The organism is Chryseobacillus diguaensis, from assembly GCF_049220665.1.
Lineage (GTDB): Bacteria > Bacillota > Bacilli > Bacillales > Bacillaceae > Metabacillus_B.
Genome location: NZ_JBMKNV010000033.1, coordinates 1 through 1,640, shown reverse-complemented (window position 1 = coordinate 1,640; position 1,640 = coordinate 1). Strand labels below are relative to the sequence as shown.

The 1,640-nt window shown below is 38.2% G+C and carries 1 protein-coding gene; it reads left to right on the top strand.

The window, feature by feature from the left end:
• Positions 1 to 259 precede the first annotated feature (259 nt).
• A complete protein-coding gene (locus ACOT8F_RS20865) occupies positions 260 to 1,498 on the top strand; it encodes an IS110 family RNA-guided transposase (protein WP_421653833.1) in 1,239 nt (412 codons plus the stop codon).
• Positions 1,499 to 1,640: the final 142 nt, after the last annotated feature.

Sequence of the window (1,640 nt, the reverse complement as noted above, 5' to 3'; positions counted from 1 at the left end):
ACAATTGCGCCCGATCGTAATATAAGCTTAGCCAGATATTTCTGGTTGACCTTTTTCTATATGGTCTTATGATAGCGGTAGTCGGGGTAGAACGTAGCGCCCGTGGGACTTGATCCCGTCAGCAAAACTGTTCGCCCCCTACTTGTAAAAACATGTTTCTGGCTGGTTGGGACATGGATCCCGTTTAACAAGCGAACCTATGACATTACAAGGAGCTTAGGGGTTACCGACTAATTCATATCTAGGAGGAGATTGATAGATGAATCCAGTGATCGGTCTGGATGTGTCAAAAGGAGAAAGTCAGGTTCAAGCCTTTTTAGATAAAGGAAAACCTTATCGTAAAAGCTTTAGTGTAAAGCATACTTTGGATGGTTTAGATAGCTTATTAGTTTTCTTAAAGGAGGTTACGAAAGCATCAGATGGGATGAAACCTTCGGTTATCTTGGAGTCAACTGGTTCTTATCATTCCCCTGTTGTCCAGTTTTTAGATGAACAAGACTATGTATATATTATGGTGAATCCTCTAGTGTCTCATCGCTCACGTAGTGCCAATCTTAGAAAGGTAAAGACAGACCCTGTAGATGCGTATCAACTTTGCGAGCTATTCTACAAAGAAGAGTTAGAACCTCATAGAAAAAGAGGAATTCAGCTTTTAAATTTGAGGAATTTAACGAGACAACAGGAAGCCATTTCGAGCGTCTCTTCTGAAACAAAGCTACAATTACAGTCTCTATTGGATCAAGTATTCCCTGAATATCGAGGTGTTTTTAGCAACCTATATTCTAAAGTCTCGTTAAAAGTACTTGAAGCATTTCCTACTTCAGAGTCTGTTTTAGAGGTTTCCTTTACGGATTTAACAAACATGATTTCGTCATTATGTAGTAGTCGATCAGATCAATGGGCGAAAGAGAAAGCAGAGAAACTAATTGAGGCGGCTAGAAGAAATCCATTTCAACAACATATGTACGACAGTCACACCTTTAATCTAAAGATATTAATCAGCATTGTTCTTCAATACGAAGAGCATCTATCGAAGTTAGCAGCTGAAATAGATGCCCTCGCTAATGAAATTGAAGCATATAAGATTATCCAATCTATCCCTGGTATCGGAGAAAAGATTGCGGCAACAATCACCTCAGAGATTGGAGAGATAGATAGGTTTAATCACCCAAAGAAGTTGGTTGCATTTGCAGGAACAGACCCTAGTGTTTACTCTTCTGGTCGATTTACAGCCACTCAAAACAAAATCACCAAACGAGGGTCAAATCGATTAAGGCGAGCGTTATATATGGCTGTACGGTGTGGAATTCGTGATGCCAGAAAGCAAAAGACGACGGATGATATTATAGCAAGAAATAAGAAACTAAGAGAGTTTTATGATAAAAAGCGCGATGAAGGTAAACCATTTCGAGTCGCCGTCATTGCCTGTGTAAATAAGCTTATACACTGGATCTATGCCTTATTAAAAAGTAAATCAACCTTCCAAGATATAGCTTAAGTATCACTCCTAACTATAAAATGAAAAACCTTCCAATTATGTAATTATGGAAGGTTATTTGTCATGGACATTTTTAGTATAGCACGAAGAAATATAGTTTTTAATGAAAAATGTTGACAAACTATTAGCTGGTTTTGTTGAA